The following is an 18,835-nucleotide window of genomic DNA, read 5'->3' as shown; positions in this document are numbered from 1 at the left end:
TCCAATAGTGTTTACCGAAGTGATATTTTCCTTGAAAAGGTTTATTTTCTGCCTTTTTCCATAGTGAAAATAAATATCATGTAACGTGTATAATGTTTTGCCAAAGGTATTTATTAACTTTGTTGGAGGCTAATAGATAATCTTCTAAAATATACCGAAAACTACTAAAACAGAAACGATGAAAGTATGTGGACAAAATATCAGGAAAATCCGTAGGAGCAAGGATCTTACACAGGAATACATGGCTTTCGAAATGGGAATTTCCCAAAAGGCATATTCTGACATCGAAAACTCCAAGGTAAAAATCAACCTGGAAATACTGACTAAAATCTCCGGCATTTTAGATATCAGGCCTTCAGATATCTGCAGTATTTCGCATAAGTGCGGAATGGATGAGTATCAGGATAAATACCATAATCTTGTGGAATATATGAAAAACAGCAATATTCCGATTCCGGAAGATCTTCTATAAATTGAATTCCTTTTCTTCCTACATTTCAGTTATAATAAAAATAATGACCTTCTATCATTACTAAAGGAGATAATATTTACAAACCTTGGGTTTCTAGCTATATGTCTGAGTATAAGGTAATAATGAGGGAGCATATATTGATCTGGTAAAGTTGTTATAATAGATAAAATAGTAATAAATAATTATGTAGAAAAAAAATCACATGATTGTGGATAAATATTTACAATAATTTTAATTTTCTATGATATATTTGTGATGAAAATAATGCCTGATCAATTAAATGAAGCTTCTGTCCTTTATTTTACTGTGGTTCTTTCTATCCAGCAACGGACAAAGCTATACTACCCAATGGTATAACATGGATAATGGGCTGCCACAAAACAGCATCAAAGATATTGTAAAGGATCAATACGGCTTTATATGGTTGTCTATGGAGGGACGTATTTTGCGTTATGATGGAAGCAATTTTGTACAATACAAAGATTTTAAGCTTAAAAATTTAAGTTTCGGTGATTTTTATGGGAACATAAAGAAAGACAGTATTGCCGTTTTCAATACTTCGGAAACGAAAGTTCTTTTGATTTCCTGCCGGAAGCCAGAGGTTATACCGGCTGATAATGAATTTGCGCCTGGTTCCGCAAAGGAAAAAAGGTATAAGAGGATTATTAAAAATAATATCACTACAAGATATGTTTCTCATTATATAGATTCCTATTTTGTTAGGCTGGATACAGGTTCTTATTATTTTGAAGATAACAGTATCGTGTATGTTGACCGGAAAAGTAAAAAGACAACAAAACTTGCTACAGATTTCCCATGGAGCAGGTTAAACAAGTTATTTGTTCATGGCGAATACATTTTTATCGGGGATCCCGCAAATAAGAGGATGTTGCAATTGTACAAAGGAAAGTTTTCGGTTGTTGAAGTTCCGTTGATGTATAACGATCCGGAAACAAAAATCTATTGGCAACAGATTACAGGACAGGTTTTTTTAATCAATCACGGAAAAATATACAGGAGCCACTTTTCAGAGGGAAATCTGCAGCTTACTTATCTTTTGGAATATAAAGAAATTGATAAAGAAATTTCCGGCGCCATGTTTTATGACGAGGCTTCCAATAAACTATACATTGGAAGTTCTATTAATGGGCTTAAAATTCTGAGCTTGTCTGATTTTTCCGTTTCCAGGAAGAATCTGCCCTATCAGGATGAAGTCTGTTATGCTGCAACTCCTTATGGAAGCAATTCTATTTTAACCCAGGAAGGGATAAGATATTATCATAATCAATCAAAAAGAATATACAAAGCCCCTCAATCCTATGACAAGCGGTACATTGTTCAGGATGATTCCGGAAATCTTATTTACAGAGAAAATAATTCGATCCATATAAGATATAAAAATACAGGGTTTACAAAATATGATTCCATTACTTTTAAAAGAAAGGAGATTGACGGATTGTATAAAAGCGGAGGCTTGTATATGGCATCCGCTTTAAGTGGAAAGCAGGCTTACCTGTATATTTTTAATCATGACCGGTTTGAGGAAATACAGAAGGTTATTCCCTGTAAAGACAATATAGATGCTGTTTTAAGGTATAATGAAGATCTTCTTTATCTGGGAAGCAGTAATGGAATCTATGTTTTTTCCTTCACTCAGAACAGAATGATAAAGCAGATCGGTAAAAACCTTCCGGTGAAACAGATCATCAGGACAAAGGATGGAAATATCTGGTTTACTACCTATAATAGAGGTATTTATTTGTTGAAAGATCAAAAGGCGGTTAAAGTCCCTACTGATAAAAATGATTTTTTAGCCAATGCCCATTATATACTGGAAGATAGTAATTCCAATTTATGGATTTCTTCTGATAACGGGCTGTTCATGATCAATAAAAATATGCTTTTACAGTATATGAAATGCCCTAAAGGAGCAATTACTTATTACCGGTATTCTAAAAAGAACGGATTTTTAAACAATGAGTTCAACGGAAGTGCTAATCCTTGTGCCCATGTATTAGAGGACGGGCAATTTGTTTTTCCTTCTATGGCGGGTTTTGTTTTCTTTTATCCTGAAAAAGTAAGAACTTATTATCCGGGCGCCCACGATGTATATCTGGAACGGGCAAAAATAAAAGGAAAGATGGTGGAACTAAAGGACCACCTTTTCCTGGAATGCGGATATAAAGACGCTGAACTCTATATAGATATCCCTTACTATGCTGATTGGGAGAATATTTATATTCAGGCAAAACTTTTAGACGGAAAATACAGCCAATGGGTTGATATTAAAAGTGATAAGATTTTCAGGCTGGCCAATGTGGAACCAGGTAAATATACTTTACTGGTAAGATTTTTATCTTCAGAAAATGGAAAGTTTGTTTATAAAAGTCTTCCTGTTGAGGTAGAAGCTTATTTTTATCAGACCCTGATCTTTAAAATTTTGATTGTTGGAGTAATTATTCTTATTCTTATCATCATTATACAGGCCAGGACTAATTTTTTAAGGGTAAAAAATAAAGTATTAAAAAATACCCTTATCCATAAAGATAAAGAGCTTCAGGAAACCAATACTAAGCTTAAAAATGAATCGGACTACCAAAAAAAGCTAGTGGAGAGCATCAGCCATGATATTACAACACCCGTTAAATTCATTGCTCTTCTTTCACAGGAACTTGCTCAATCAGGAGATATCAGAACACAGAAAAAATACTTTGACAGCATTTATAAGACTTCTGAACAACTCTATAAATTTACTTTAAGCCTTAAAGAATATACAGAGTTGTATAAACAGGAAAGCAGTACTGAAGAGGAGTATCTGATATATGATTTAATTGAAACCAAAAAACTGCTGTTTGAGGAAATTGCAGCTCAGAAAAATACTTTCATCTATAATTTTTGTGACCATCATTTAAAAACAAAGGTGAATAAAAATATCCTTCTGGTAGTTTTCCACAATATTATAGATAATGCAGTAAAAAATACTTCAGATGGGGATATTATTATCACATCAGCCTGTACCGGAACCTATCTTGAAATCTGTATTACTGATACCGGAAACGGGATGTCTGATGAGCAGAGGGAATATTATTCGGGACTCTTCAGGAAAAGGGAGCACGGGCATCTGATATTAAAAAACTATGGACTTGGCCTGCATATGGTGGTTCAGCTGGTGATGAAAATTAATTCCAAAATGACTTTTCATAAAAATACACCTAAAGGAACAATCATTAAAATCCTTATTAAATATGACAAGAAAAATATTAATTGCAGATGATCATCATGTGGTAAGAATCGGGACGGCCATGATTCTGGAGAAAAATTTTGATGATTTTGAGATTGATTTTGCAGAAACGTATCATGAAGTAAAACAAAAGGTGAAAACTGAGACATTTGACCTTGTCATTCTTGATATTGAGCTTCCGGGAAGTATTCTCAAGTCAATGGTCAAAGAGATTAAAAAAATTGATGAAAAAATACTGATCCTGATTTTCACCTCTCATACAGAAAATATTGCTATACAATACATTCAGGAAGGAGCTAATGGTTTCTTGAATAAGCTCAGTGATTCGGAAACATTTGTGAAAACAATTAACGCTATTTTTAAAGACGGTTATTATTATCCCCCTCAAGTTATGCATGAAATAGTGACAGGGATGAAAAAGAAAAAGCCGACAGAAACTTTATCAGAAAGGGAGCTTCAGGTTTTTAATCTTCTGGCTAAAGGAAATGGAAATCTTGAGATTGCAAATGTACTGGATATCCAGGAATCGACAGTCGGAACCTATAAAAGAAGAGTATACCAAAAATTAAAAATTACCAATCTGGTAGAATTGCTGAAGATTTACAACGAAATACATTAAAATTATTATAGGCCGTGTCATAATATAAGTACAGGTTTGTAGAAAAATGCGTACAAAATTCAGAACTTAAAAATTTTTTTTTGCTGTAAGTTGGCACTGTGAAAATAACCGTTGAATTAAATGAATGGTATATCGATGATTACAGATTCCTTAAGATTCTAAATACATTTTTGATTATGAGAAAAAGTTTATTTTTTGTTGCTTTATTGGCAGGGGTATATGGTATAAACGCCCAGACCGGTAATGTAGGTATTAATACACCAAGTCCTGCCAGCACCCTGACGGTGAATGGTTCATTTGCGGCAACGTACAAAACAGTGACCGCAAGCGGAACGGTAGGGGCTGATGATTATTATATGGCTTATAATGGAACCGGGATAGGAACTTTAACTTTACCGGCAGCGGTAAGTGGTGCAGGTAATTTTGCAGGGCGTACATATCACTTTAAAAATACAGGCCCCGGTATCCTTACCATAGCTGCCTCAGGAGGAGAGCTTATAGATAATCAGAACGGTCCCGGTGTTTCTTCTATAGATATTCCTTCCGGATATTACGCATTTCTGGTAAGTAAAGGAACGCTTTCCGGGACAACATGGGAGCTGGTATTGTTTTCAAGTTCAAACAGTATGCCTTCCGTTTCACAAACTTACCTTTTCTCTTCAGCACAGCAGAATGCCGTTAAACAGAATTGTATCGCTACAACCGGAAGTGCATGGGTAAAAACGGAAATCAAATATCCTCAGGGCATGTCTATTAATACAGCAAACGGAGTGGATCTTTCCACAGGGCGGTTTACTGCTCCTACGGAAGGCTATTATATGGTATATGGCTCTGCTCAGTTTGATAATTCAGAGGTTGCAGGACAACCAGCTTTTGCATGGTGTGTACTATATCTTGTGAAGAATTTTGCTACAACTCCGAATAATCAGCTTGTACAAAACTATCATACCAATCCGGGAATTTTTGCATCAGGCATCGTTTCCGCAGTTGTTCATCTGAATGCCGGAGAAACGGTAAGTATGGCTTCGGCAGCCCAATTGAATAACTTAGGTGCTCAGTACCAGGTGACAGCAACTTCTATTTATGGCTATAAAATAGCAAATTAGCTGGTTGCCGGATTCAATAACACAAGCCTTGACAAATTGTTGAGGCTTATTTTTATTCATTAAACCTTTAATTTGAAAAATTTTAGTGTAATTGTTTGGTAAAAAAATAATGATTAATAGAACCTTAGCAGATTACTAGGTTTTTTTATGTTTGATTCATTTCAAAATGTCAATTTGCCCCATGGAATGTGAATTTCTCTGAAAAGTTTTTATATATTTAGCGACCGAATAATTCATTCTATGGACAAAGAGAAGAAAACTGAAAAAAATGAAACTTTAGTTAGAGGATTAACGAATAGACATATACAATTAATTGCCCTTGGGGGTGCCATAGGAACAGGATTATTTCTGGGAATCGGACCTGCTGCAGTATTAGCCGGCCCCTCTGTTATTCTGGGGTATGCCCTGGCCGGGATAATTGCCTTTTTTATCATGCGCCAACTGGGAGAAATGGTAGTGCAGGAACCGGTATCGGGAAGTTTTAGTTACTTTGCTTATAAATATTGGGGAAATTTCCCGGGATTTGCTTCCGGATGGAATTACTGGATCCTCTATATTCTTGTAAGTATGGCTGAGCTTACAGCCATTGGTCACTATATTCATTTCTGGTGGCCGGAAATACCTCTCTGGGTTTCCAGTTTATTCTTTTTTATAGTGATCAATGCACTGAATCTGGCCTCTGTAAAAGTTTATGGTGAAACCGAATTCTGGTTTTCCATTATTAAAGTAGTTGCCATCATAGCGATGATTGTCTTTGGGGTGTACTTACTGATCAGTGGGACGGGAGGAGAAAAGGCGAGTATTACAAACTTATGGAATGATGGAGGATTTTTTCCGAAAGGTCTGTTTAATAAAACAGAACATGGTTATTCCGGATTATTTGCAGCAATGGCCATGATCATGTTTTCATTTGGTGGGCTGGAACTGATAGGAATAACTGCTGCAGAAGCAAAAAATCCGGAAAAAACAATTCCGCAGGCTACCAATCAGGTAATCTACAGGATTTTGATTTTCTATGTGGGGGCTTTGGTAATCTTATTTTCATTAAGCCCATGGAGAGACATTACAGAAGGATCAAGCCCGTTTGTAATGGTCTTTCAAAATCTAAACGGTCTGGAATTCAGTCTTTTTGGAAAAATAATCCAATTCAATACGTTGATTGCCAATGTTTTGAACTTAATTGTTTTAACGGCTGCTTTATCTGTTTATAATAGTAGTGTTTACAGCAATAGCAGGATGCTTTTCGGATTAGCCCAGCAAGGAAACGCACCGAAATTTTTAAAAAAATTAAATAAAAACTCTGTGCCTATTAATGCAATTATAGTGTCTTCATGCTTTGCAGGGATCTGTATTATCATCAATAAATTAGTGCCGGAAAAAGCATTTGAATACCTGATGGCACTTGTGGTTTCCACTTTGATTATTAACTGGCTGATGATATGTTATACTCATTTAAAATTTAAAAAATCGATCAGCAAATCCGGAGTTCAATCGAAATTTCCATCGATATTTTATCCGGTTTCCAATTACATTTGTATTGTATTTTTAGTCTTGATTCTAGGATTGATGAGCATTACAGGAATGGAAATACAGGTTATTTTAATACCGGTCTGGATAGGCTTTTTATTTGTTATGTATAAGCTTTATAAACCTGAATAATATTATATAAACAGTACATTATATGTCTGAAAGATGAAAGCTAGCTATTAGTTTTCATCTTTTTTATTTTCTTAAAGTAAATCCGGATATCATCAATAGAATTATTACTCTATTCTGAAACAAAATTTGGATATTTTTCGTACATTAGTAATGAAAATTATTTCCAATAAAAGGGAAAATTTTAATTTTTTCCTGTTGTTATTTCTTAAGGACACGCCGAACACCACTGTACAAAGTAGGCAAAACTAAAAAACACACACTTATGGCCAGTTTATTTCAGACTTTTACAAACAGCGTTAAGCATTGGTATATTCCATTGATATTTGGAATACTTTTTTTAATTTTTGGAATCTATGTATTTAGCGTACCTCTTGCGACATATGTGACACTATCTGTTTTTTTCAGTGTTTCATTTTTATTCTCAGGAATTACAGAAATATTTTTTTCTTTACAAAACAGTAAATCGCTGCAGGGTTGGGGTTGGTTCTTAGTTAGCGGGTTGTTGACAACTGCAATAGGGATTTATCTGATTGCTTATCCCCAAATTTCTATGACGATTCTTCCATTTGTTGTAGGTTTTACTTTATTGTTCCGTTCTTTTCAACTATTGGGATTTGCCTTTGACCTGAAAAGTATGAGGGTCATGAGCTGGGGAAATGCAGCACTGGCCAGTGTCGGGGGAATTATTTTTTCTTTGTTGTTAATATTCAATCCGGTATTTACTGGTATTTCCCTGGTTACATTAACAGGTGTTTCCTTTATTTTTTTGGGAATAGCTTCTATTTTTCTGGCACTTGATTTAAGAAAAGTAAAAAAAATCCCAGGCAGGATAAATCAGGAATTAAGAGACAAAATCAGATCCATAGAGGATGAGATTGATAATCTGAGGAAATAGTGAATCTATATAATGTAAAGGGCTTTTTAGTCCTTTTTTTATTGTGCACTGCTGAAGCAGGATTAATAATTTGTTACGTCAGCTGCTCAATGCTAAAAGTATTAAATCATGTTAATATGACTTAATATAAGAGAATAAAGTATTAAATTTGCGGTCTAAAAAAAACTAATTAATTATGAAAACAAAATTACTATCGTTAGCCATATTGGCCTCTTCTTTAGCTTCTGCTCAATTGTATACACCGGGAGGTAATGTTCAAAGCTCTTCAAATAATAATATAGGTATCGGAACTAATGTCCCGGAAGGAAGTCTTGATATTAAAGCTAATGAAAATATTCCGATTATTAGAGGTAATGGAGGATATATCCCGACCGGATTGAGGTTTATTGATGATTCATATACCCAGGCCGGGCAGGTAAAGGAATGGAGTATATGGAAAGGGAATACCTTTAATAAGGGACTGTCATTTATGAGGTATGACGCTGTCAATCGTTGTGCAGGAGGAATCTGTGATGCTCCTTTATTCCTGGCAGATAATGGAAATATAGGTATACATACAAGTGCACCTCAGGAGAAACTGGAAGTTAACGGAAATGCTAAGTTCAATGATTTTATTAGTGGGGGAAGCAATTCCTGGATTTTTCATACTCCGGATGATGGTAGAAAGTCTTTGTATATTGCGCCAAAAAATGCGGGCAATACAGACTGGGATTGGACGAAATCATTCACGATTAACGGTGAAAATGGAAATGCTTTACTTAATGGTAAATTTGAGGCGAAAGAAATTAAAGTAACCTCATCACCCACAGCAGATTTTGTATTCGAAGAAAACTATAATCTTCCAACCTTAGAAGACATTGAAAAGCACATCAAGGAGAAAAAGCATCTTCCTGAAATTGCCTCAGCAAAAGTGATGGAAAAAGAAGGAGTGAATGTCGGAGAATTTCAGATTAAGTTGTTACAGAAAATAGAAGAGCTTACCCTTTATTCCATTGAACAAAATAAACAGTTGAAATCTCAATCAGAACAACTGAAGCAACTTCAGGAAGAGAACAAAGATTTGATTTTACAGGTTGAAGAAATCAAAAAATTGAAAGAGAAGGTACAGCAACTTTTAGGTGCTGGGAACAAATAGTACATAAGAGAATCGAAAATAAAAATTTATAACTATTTCAATTTAATAAAGAACATCAATAAGAATTGAATGTTTTTTATTCTTCTGATCCAGATTTCCCGTAAAACTTTTTGCCATTACTTTATGTAATAATAAAAAAATACGTCAAGTTTTGTCGTAAGGCAGAAATATATTAGGCTATATTAAAATAATAACACACCAAAAAGTGTCAAAATTGGGAAAAGATTAAATTTGTACAAAAAAAGATATATGAAAAAAACTTTATCCATTATTGGATTAACTGTGTTTGGAATGCTTTTCTCCCAGGATATAGCTTTTAACAAATTATACGGAAATTCAGATCCTGCCAATTATTATCTGACTCATTATCCGGTACCGGGTTCAGATGGTTTAGATATCAAATGGTATGGAGGAATAAGGCTCCAGACAACAGGTTCAATATTACAGCTGCTGAATAACGGAAATGTAGGAATAGGAACTATTGAGCCTCAGACAAGATTCGAAGTTGCTAAAGAGAATAGTAATAATAAGAATGTAGTGATGGCCAGATTTTCAGCCTACGGTGCAACAGGAGGAAGTAATATGATCAGTATTGGATATCATAATACTGCTAACCTGGAATTGAATTCAGGATACACATCTTCAGGATTCAGGTATGGAGATTATGGAGATTTCAATATTGAAAATGATAATGAGTTTAATGCCAGTTTTGGAGCTATTAACTTTATTACCAATAAGAAAATACAACTGGCGATCAAACCTAACGGAAATGCCTTATTGAATGGAAAGTTTGAAGCAAAAGAAATTAAAGTAACTTCTTCACCTACTGCTGATTTTGTTTTTGACGAAAATTATGATCTTCCCAGGTTAGAAGATATTGAAAAGCACATTAAAGAAAAAAAGCACCTCCCCGAGATTGCTTCTGCAAAAATGATGGAAAAAGAAGGAGTAAATGTGGGCGAATTCCAAATTAAACTGTTGCAGAAAATAGAAGAACTCACTCTCTATTCAATTGAACAAAATAAACAGATTAAACAGCTTCAGGAAGAAAATAAAACTTTAAAATCCGAATCTGAAGAGATCAATAAAAAACTGCACCACATCCTGTCCATAACAAAATAAAATATATAGATATAAATTTACGAATTATAGCTTTAACATAAAAAATTTCTATTGTAAAGGCTATTTTTGTTGCCTAAAACTTAATAACTATGAAACAAACACTATTGATTGCCGCAATGGCATTCTCAGGTTTAATCTATGCTCAGAATGCACCTGGATTAACCGTTCATGACACCAGAAATACCAACGATTTACCCTCTGCTTACAATCATGAAGTGAAGGCTGAGTTTAAACTCAGGGATGCGGTAGGAGTTCCCGGAAAAGGTAGTTATTCAGGGATGTTAACGATTGCTCCCTGGTTTGATAATTCCGGAAATAAGCGCCACCAGCTGAACTTTAATGATGGAGGTATTTTTTACAGAAATGCATTGTCGGCAGACCCTCAATGGGGAAGCTGGAGCAGGCTATTAACCCAATCAAGTGAGGGAAAAGTGAGAATAGGGGCATATAATGATCCTGGTTCCAATTCTGCATCTCTGCTAAGGGTGTATGATACTAACGATGTTATGATGGAAGTCACCAATTCATATGGAACATTCCAGATTGCTAAGTCGGGGTGTAATGGCTGCTATGGTGGAATGCCTGGTGATACGGTTTTAAGAAATCTTGGAAGCTCCCATAATATTATTATTGCACAGCCTAATGATAACGATGATGGTAAAACTTTTGTAGGGTTCCAGGATGCTAAAAGAGGGATCTGGATCAAATTCCTGAATAATGGAATTGCCAAGTTTGACGGTAAAATCCACGCTAAAGAAGTTGAGGTAAAAGCTAATGTCTGGGCAGATTATGTTTTCAAAAAAGACTACCAGTTGAAATCGTTGGACGAAGTAGAAAAACATATTTCAGAAAAGGGCCATTTGCCTAATATTCCATCAGCTGATGAAGTATTGAAAAATGGAATTAATGTTGCTGAAATGAACGCTAAACTTCTTGAAAAAATTGAAGAGTTAACGCTCTACTCAATTCAGCAAAACAAACAGCTTCAGGAAGATCGTAAAGTCTTACAACATCAATCAGAAAGGATTGAACAGCTGGAGCAGCACATTCAGAAACTTTTATCAACTCAAAAATAATCAACCATGAAAAGAAAAATACTTTCCGTGTTTTCTCTGTTAATTGGTTTTCTGGGCTATTCGCAAACTGAAGTTTACTTCAAGTATGATGAAGCCGGAAACCAGCGATACAGAGGAACCGATGTGGCGGGAAAAAAGACCCAGGATATTGCCCTGAAAGAAGTTACAGTCCGGGAAGAGGCCAAAGTAGCCACAGTTACCCTGCAAGCGCCTGCTATTGATGAAAAAACATTCTGGAAACAGATCAGACTTTATCCTGTTCCGGTGAATGATTACTTAACCATCGACTGGACCGAAGAAGTAGACGGATTAATAGAATCTGTTTCACTTTACCAGCATAGTACGGTCCACTGGAAATTCCAGCAACAAAACTCACCGGATTTAGGGCGTAAGATAAAAATTAATATGACCGGGTATGACTGGGGTGTTTATATTCTTCGCTTTACCTTAAAAGATGGAAGAGTCTTTGGAAGAAATGTGACCAAAAGATAAAAAACAGGAATAATCTAAAGATCAAGCATTGAAGGATTAAAATATTCTTTCAAGATTATAGAACCATTTCAATTATTAAATTATTAAAAACTAATAAACAATGAAGTTTTTTTCATCATTGATGTTGTCCTTGTGTTCGGTATGGGGCTTTTCGCAGACCATACTGTATCAGGCAGAATCTACCTCGCGGACGGTACAGGATCCGCAGACGGTGATCATGGCACAGGGATTTCATGTCAAATCGGATGTTTCGAATCCGTTTGTGGCGAAAATAGGTCCAGCCACGGAAAATCCGGGTGGAGGACCAACAAATTCAAATGCAGGAGCGAATAATCCTAGTGGAACATCTTCACCTACAGGTCAAAGTTTCCATGATACCAAAGGAAAAATTGAAGTAAACGGGGGCGGGCAATTACAATTTACTTTACCCATTGCCTTACCACCGGGAGTGAAAACAGTTGCCCCTCAGTTAAATCTTGTATACACCAGTGGTTCCGGAAATGGAATGGCGGGATATGGCTGGACCTTAATGGGAATAACTTCTATTTCCAGAATGGGAAGAAATATTGATAAAGACAAAGAAGCTAGAGAGATCAAAATGGATTATTCCGACTACTATAGCTTCAATGGCCAGAGATTGATTTTAAAGTCAGGGGAATATGGAAAAGATGGAGCAGAATATGTCACTGAAAAATATTCAAATCTTAAAATAAAATCTCAGGGAACCCGCAATGGGGTTCAGGGTCCAATGCTTTTCCATGTGACCTTTGAAGATGGTTCCCAGGCTTGGTATGGTGACACAGTATCTAACGATCCCGCCCATGTAAGTGCAGCGAGAACGACTATGGAGTATAATCTGGTAAAATGGATGGATGCCCAGGGTAATTATATTACTTATGAATATGAAAGAAATACTGCTGTACCTACGCAGACTTCAACATCAGGAGAAGTAACCAAAATTAAAACTGTTAAATGGGGTGGTAATGAAAAATTAAACAAGCCTCATTTTAATGAAATTCAATTTAACTACGGTGTTGATAGAACTGTAAGAGAACTTTCGTATCATCAGGGATATTATTACAATCAGGATAAACTTTTAAGTGATATTGTTGTTAAAACCAATGCGACTGTTTTTAAGACGTATAAAATAGCATATACCAATAATAACACCAGTTATCAGTTTGTAGATACCATTACAGAAACCAATGCCAGCGGAGAATCTGCCAATCCTATTAAATTTGACAGGAAGATCGATAATACGACAATTAGGGGTGCAGAAATTTCCAATAATTTAAATTTAGATAATAAAAATATTTCTGATTTTGACGGAGACGGAAACCTGGACCTATTATTTTATCAACCGGCACGAGACGGATATTATGAGTGTCTGGATTATGATGATTATGGCCATTGTGATAGAGAAGGTGATTATATAGAGGGCACTGTTGCCGGTACTTATATTACCTACAATAATTTCTTTGGAGCCAATCCGGTAAGGGTTTCTGATCTTAATCTGACAGGTGCTTTAGCTATTAATGCTACATTAGCAAATAATAAAATGAGACCTGTAAAGTCTCTGTATACTCATAAAAAAGAAACCAATCAGATTAAATTTGATAAATATGTGCTTGATAATGGACAATATGTTCTGAACCAGACTAAAATTGTTCCTTCATCTTTGTATGACAAAACATATGTCCAGCCGAGAGAAAATCCAATGGACGGTTATTATGAGATAAGATCTTATGTTAAGGAATTCAGGGATTTAGATGTAAATGGAGATGGCCTTTCAGAAGTAATGTTTTCTGTAGAGAATATGACCACAATATACCCTTATACAGGCCCTATAATAGATCCGGTAACCGGTGAAATGGGGTTTCCCGATCCGAGTACTACTCAGCCACAATCCTCTAGCCAATTTGATTTTTATATCCTCAATCCGAATACTTCTGTAAATGATGCCTATTTGGTAGGCTCCGGGCCACGAGATCTTTTGAAAGAAGGTATAGCTATGGATTTTGATGGAGATGGTAAAGAAAATCTGGTAGAGGTTACAAAGAATTGGGTCAATAGTAATTTCTTTGTAATAAATGACGAGAATAAATATGTGATGCAGACCAATTATATTGGTTTTGACGGAGAAAAAGCAGGGATGGTTTTTGGAGATTTCAATGGGGATGGTAAAATGGACTTTATGGTTCCGCAGGGTACTGAAACATCCAATTGGAAACTATATATGAATCCGGGAAAAACACTTCCTGCCGGAAGTAGTGCACCAACCTTCAGGGTACAGGATTTTAATAATTTCTCCTATTATACTAAAGATCCTAAGATCGTTGATGAAACTTATAGTAGACAAGCAGCTATCTGGCATTTTGCCAAAGATTTAAATGGTGATGGTAAAAGTGATCTTGTTCGTTTTGAATCGCAGATCTTTAAAGCACACAAATGTTGTAAGGATATAGACTCAAGAAGAGGCTTTAAAATTATGGAATCAACAGGAGTTGATGCTAATGGAAATATTAAATTTGAAACCAAGTATGAAGAAGATTTATGGGGAATGTACTCCGAGATTGGTTCTCATTGGATCCCGATGAATGTATCACTTCGTATCAATAAAGAAGACAATATCTTTTTTGTAAAAGCAGAGAACCATTTGTACCGCTATAGTTACTATGATCTGAAAAGCAGAGAAAGAATTTATGCCATCAACCAGGGAGGAATAAAAACTGAAATCGTATATAATGAATTGGATGCCAATGATACCGCAACAGCACAGTTCTATAAGCCTACCACCATTCAGACATATCCATACGTACAGGTTGAGCATATGCCACAGAACTTTATTGTTACCCAACTTAAAGAAGAAGGTAGAAAACAAGATTTTAAATACAGGGATCTGATTATCAACTTACATGGCAAAGGAGTTATCGGGTACAGACAGGCAGCGCGTTCCACCTGGTATGCAGATGGTTTTGAAAATACCAAAATATGGTCTGGAGCAGAAATAGATCCTTTAAATGAAGGGGTAACCCTTAAAGAATGGTCTATTAAAACTAACGATGATAATAAGATATTCCCGGCAAATATTTCTGAAAACAACAACGAGCTTTTAAATTATAAATCGATAAGCTATCTGAAAGATGAGTTGTTGAACGGACAGGTCATTACAGGCAATAGTGGGGTAGACAAAGCCAAAATTGTCACGGCAAGGGTTCCTAAAACTACATTGACTAAAGAATTTTTGACAGGAGTAACCAATTCAAGTACGATTACTTATGGCGATTATTATCTGCCAGCACAGGTTGTTTCTAACATCAATAATAATTATGGAATAACAACTTCGAATTTTGAGTATGATCATAATCCATCAGGTACAGGCTCTGATTATTTCATTGGTCGTTCAAAATCTAAAACAGATAAGATCCAGGCGTATGGAGATATCAAGTCAGCAAAAGTTGAATATACATACAATGGAAACCTATTAAAATCATCTAAAACATGGAACAGGGATAATTCCGAATATGTCCTGAATACCTATGATTATGATGGCTTTGGTAATGTGGTCAAAAAGGTTGTTGGTAACAGTGTAGATGCGATCACACAGACTACAATGTCAGCATATGATCCCAAAGGAAGATTCGTTATCAAGAAAACTGATAACCTGGGATTAGAAACCAATATTGATTATAACAATTGGGGACAAATTACATTGCAAACTGATCCTCTTGGAAATACCCTTGAAAACACATATGATAATTGGGGGAAACTCTTAAAATCTAAAACCAATATCGGAGGCACTACCACCTACCAATATACAAGAGATACAAATTCCAATATTGCAATTATTCAATATGATGCTGATGGAAATATTTCAAAGAAATATACCAACAGACTGGGGCAGGAATATAAGAAAGTAACAAAAGCTTTTGGGGCCAATAAATACATTGCAGTATATACCGTATATGATAAATTAGGAAGAAAGATCCGCGAAACAGAACCTTATTTTGATCAGGAATCAGGAGAATTGCCAGCTAATATTCAATGGAATGTTAATACCTACGATGATACTGTTTATCCTACAAAGGTTACCACTACAGGATTAGCCAAGATTGATGGCCAGGGGCTTATTACTTCATTTACAGGAAAAAAAATGGAGTCTTATATCTCCGGAAATATTACTTCCGTAAAAGAAGTTAATGGGTATGGAAGAACCACTACCAAAACTATAGACGCATTAGGAAAAGTAGTTTCTACAACAGACAAAGGTGGAACTGTTATCTTCTCATACAATGCGGTAGGAGAACAAATAAAAGCACAATACGCTGAAAATATTGTCACTATAAAATATGACAATTGGGGACGTAAGTCAGAACTTAATGATCCTTCAAACGGAGTATATAAATATGAATACAACGGATTTGGGCAGACAAAGAAAACAATCAGCCCTAAAGGAACTAAAGAATTTACTTACAATAACTTCGGACAGCTTATTACACAAAAAGAAATCTCTACCGTGGATGGAGGTCAGGCTACCGATAAAACAATTACGTATACCTATGATAATAAAGGAAGAGTAATTTCCAAAAATGGAACTTCTAAAGGGAAAGCGTATGGTTCTACAGCAACATATGACCCACAAGGGAGACTTTTGGCTACATCAGAAAGCAGTAATGATAAGTATTTTATCCAGAAAGGAATTACTTATGATGAAAAAGACAGAATTGTTTCTTACGAAAAAAGCTTATACTCTTCCGGAGTCCTGACTAAAGTAAATGTTGAAAACGTTTATAATGACTGGAACGGAGAATTGTATCAGATTAAGGATAAAAATTCGGGAAAGATCTTATGGGAATTGAAAGATGCCAATGAAAAAGGGCAGATTCTTAGTGCTAAACTGGGGGCAGCCACTATCAGTAACACTTATGATACCAATGGATTCTTAACAAAAGTGAATCATTCTTCACAAGTTAAATCCGGAATTCTTGATATAGGATATACTTTTGACGGCGTTAAAAATGAGCTGAAAAGCAGACGGACCACAGGTGACTTTAACATTATAGAATCATTCGATTATGATGATAATAACAGGCTGGTAAGCTGGACAGATCCCGTAACCGGGGCTAAGCCAAATAACCGGAATGTGTATGACGCTAAAGGAAGAATTCTGGAAAATGATCAGGTAGGTACCATAAAATATGGAAATACTGCCAAGATCTATCAGCCAACGGGAATGACATTAAATGCAGCAGGAACTCAGAATTATAATAATGACCTGATTCAAACCGTTATTTACAATGAAAACAATGATCCTGTATTTATTGATGGTGAAAAAGGAGATGTAGCATTCCAGTATGGTCTTACAAAAATGAGACAACGAGTTACCTTCGGAGGAAATTTCAATGCAGACAGCGATGGGAAGTTTACGAAGTTCTACAGTGAAGACGGAAGCTTTGAAGTGGTAAAAGATAACACCACCGGTAAAGAGAAACATGTTCTTTATATTGGGGGAACACCTTATGAAAGTAACATTGTTTATTTGAAAAACTACAATGAAACCGCAGGTTCGTATAAATTCTTGCATAAGGATTATCTTGGGAGTATCTTAGCCATCAGTGATGAGGTAGGAAATAAACTGGAGCAGAGACATTTCGACGCTTGGGGTAACTTTACTCATTTGCAAATAGGATCAGGAGCTATTATCACTAATAAAAATGTTATCAACGCTGCTTCCTTATTATTAGAAAGAGGCTACACTAGTCATGAACATTTTGGAGAGATAGGAATTATTCATATGAACGGAAGATTATATGATCCGTTATTAAGAAGGTTCTTAAATGCAGATGAAAATATTCAGGATCCGACCAATACACAGAACTATAACAAATATGGATATGTATTAAACAATCCTTTAATGTTTAATGATCCTACAGGAGAAGAGCTTGTGACGCTATTTGCAATCTCTATGGCAGCTATTGTAAAAGCTATTATCATTGGAGCAGCTGTCGGGCTGGCAGCGTATACATTAAGTCTTGCCGTAACAGGTAACTTTGATCAATGGAACTTACTAGGAGCCTTTAAAGCCACCTTTACAGGTGCCGTCTCCGGAGCTGTTACATTTGGGATAGGAAGTTTATTCTCCGGCGCAGGCGGATGTATTACAGCGGCCGCGCAAATGATCAAAGAAACTGTTGGACAAATTGGTTTTGTGATGATTCAGGCGGGAACGCACGCTATTGCACAAGGGATCTTAAGCTCTGTACAGGGAGAAAACTTCTTGGCTTCAGCAGCATCAGGTTTCTTAGGAAGCTTAGGCGCAGCAGCATTTGGAGCTATAGCGAAAGATTTTGCACAAAAAGCAGCTGGTCAGATATTATTTGGAGCCATCTCCGGTGGAATAGGATCGGAGCTTGCTGGCGGAAACTTCTGGCAGGGTGCTATAATTGGTGGAATTGTTGCAGGATTAAATCATACCATGCATGATCAGAATCCATTTGGCTTTGGCGATGATGACGATGATGATAAAATTATCAGCAAATTAACTCCGGCTCAAAGAAAGCAGTTAGAACAAATTAAATCCGGTACTTCATTAACAAAAGATATACTTGAAGAAACAGGATTAGCTAAAATTTTAGATAACTGGGTAGAAAAAACGCCTCTCGGAAAAAATCTAAAAATAGGTGTCCTTGATTATTTAGAAATGGGTGGTACCATTATTTATGATCACAAATTGTCTCAGTTTAACGGAATCACTAAAAATGAACTTAAATTCAGATTTGTTAAAACCACTTCTAAAGGTCTTATTACAGCACATTTTGGTAGCTTGGCAGCAACAGCTGCTACTGCCAAATATGGTGCTACAGTAGGAGGCTGGGTTGGATTTGCTGTTGGAGTAGGAATCGGATTTTATATGGATCAAACGTATTTTAGAGCTATTAAATATTTTGATAACTTTATGACTCGTTTTGGTGGTTACATACAGAGGCAAGCTGTTTATAATATGTATAGAGGATTTTAA

The 18,835-nt window shown here is 35.8% G+C and carries 11 protein-coding genes; all 11 read left to right on the top strand.

The features are described from left to right. Positions 1 to 178 precede the first annotated feature (178 nt). The 11 genes from OK18_RS04455 (at position 179) to OK18_RS04405 (ending at position 18,835) form a co-directional block, all read left to right on the top strand. Positions 179 to 472: a helix-turn-helix domain-containing protein gene (locus OK18_RS04455; RefSeq protein ID WP_050022178.1), complete on the top strand. Its 294-nt coding sequence runs from the start codon at positions 179 to 181 to the stop codon at positions 470 to 472. A 280-nt stretch (positions 473 to 752) separates the two neighbouring features. After that, entirely contained in the window at positions 753 to 3,746 is a 2,994-nt protein-coding gene (locus tag OK18_RS04450; protein WP_053327235.1) for a sensor histidine kinase, read from the top strand. After that, on the top strand, positions 3,718 to 4,332 hold the full coding sequence (locus OK18_RS04445; protein WP_050022174.1) for a response regulator transcription factor: 615 nt from the start codon (positions 3,718 to 3,720) through the stop codon (positions 4,330 to 4,332). The genes OK18_RS04450 and OK18_RS04445 overlap by 29 nt, the downstream gene beginning before the upstream one ends. 176 nt (positions 4,333 to 4,508) lie before the next feature. Continuing rightward, on the top strand, positions 4,509 to 5,438 hold the full coding sequence (locus OK18_RS04440) for a hypothetical protein (protein ID WP_156173222.1): 930 nt from the start codon (positions 4,509 to 4,511) through the stop codon (positions 5,436 to 5,438). 240 nt (positions 5,439 to 5,678) lie between these two features. Then, positions 5,679 to 7,097 carry an amino acid permease gene (locus OK18_RS04435; RefSeq protein ID WP_053327233.1) on the top strand — a complete coding sequence of 473 codons (1,419 nt, stop codon included), beginning with the start codon at positions 5,679 to 5,681 and terminating at the stop codon, positions 7,095 to 7,097. 262 nt (positions 7,098 to 7,359) lie between these two features. Further along, positions 7,360 to 7,992: an HdeD family acid-resistance protein gene (locus OK18_RS04430; protein WP_053327232.1), complete on the top strand. Its 633-nt coding sequence runs from the start codon at positions 7,360 to 7,362 to the stop codon at positions 7,990 to 7,992. A 175-nt stretch (positions 7,993 to 8,167) separates the two neighbouring features. Further along, positions 8,168 to 9,127, top strand: coding sequence for a hypothetical protein (locus OK18_RS04425; RefSeq protein WP_228377694.1), 960 nt, complete (start codon positions 8,168 to 8,170; stop codon positions 9,125 to 9,127). Between the two features lie 249 nt (positions 9,128 to 9,376). Further along, positions 9,377 to 10,249, top strand: coding sequence for a hypothetical protein (locus OK18_RS21650; RefSeq protein ID WP_053327231.1), 873 nt, complete (start codon positions 9,377 to 9,379; stop codon positions 10,247 to 10,249). Positions 10,250 to 10,338: 89 nt separating this feature from the next. After that, on the top strand, positions 10,339 to 11,325 hold the full coding sequence (locus OK18_RS04415) for a hypothetical protein (protein ID WP_053327230.1): 987 nt from the start codon (positions 10,339 to 10,341) through the stop codon (positions 11,323 to 11,325). Between the two features lie 6 nt (positions 11,326 to 11,331). Next, on the top strand, positions 11,332 to 11,817 hold the full coding sequence (locus OK18_RS04410; RefSeq protein WP_053327229.1) for a hypothetical protein: 486 nt from the start codon (positions 11,332 to 11,334) through the stop codon (positions 11,815 to 11,817). A gap of 100 nt (positions 11,818 to 11,917) precedes the next feature. Then, positions 11,918 to 18,835, top strand: a complete 6,918-nt coding sequence (locus OK18_RS04405; RefSeq protein WP_082129136.1) for an RHS repeat-associated core domain-containing protein — start codon at positions 11,918 to 11,920, stop codon at positions 18,833 to 18,835.

This window comes from Chryseobacterium gallinarum (assembly GCF_001021975.1).
Classification (GTDB): domain Bacteria; phylum Bacteroidota; class Bacteroidia; order Flavobacteriales; family Weeksellaceae; genus Chryseobacterium; species Chryseobacterium gallinarum.
Note: the sequence above shows the minus strand (reverse complement) of the source record. Positions and strands in the feature narration are given on the sequence as shown.